General features: G+C 52.0%; 1 protein-coding gene. It reads right to left on the bottom strand.

Translation table 11 applies throughout. The features are described 5' to 3' along the window. Window positions 1-248: glycoside hydrolase family 76 protein (locus tag KVT36_RS31905; protein ID WP_217607465.1), on the bottom strand; the 248-nt coding region annotated here is incomplete at both ends.

The following is a 248-nucleotide window of genomic DNA, read 5'->3' as shown; positions in this document are numbered from 1 at the left end:
TGCTCTTTCGTAAAATGATATAATAGCATGGCCGCTTCCAGCATGGAACCGGAGTTGTAGGAATAATACACCGGGTTGAAGGCCGCTGTAGCGGTTTTAATATCATTCACATACAGCCCGGCGGAATCGCGCAGGCGCCGGTACATCCACTCATAAAAACGGATGCCCTGCTGCAGGTAATAAGGCTCTGTCGTGATCCCGTAAATTTTCAGCGCGGCCAGCGTAGCCATGCCATTGCTGCAGGCAGG

The organism is Chitinophaga sp. GbtcB8, from assembly GCF_019091455.1.
Lineage (GTDB): Bacteria > Bacteroidota > Bacteroidia > Chitinophagales > Chitinophagaceae > Chitinophaga.
The sequence above is the reverse complement of the archived record's forward strand: the minus strand, read 5'-3'. Positions and strand labels throughout refer to the sequence as shown.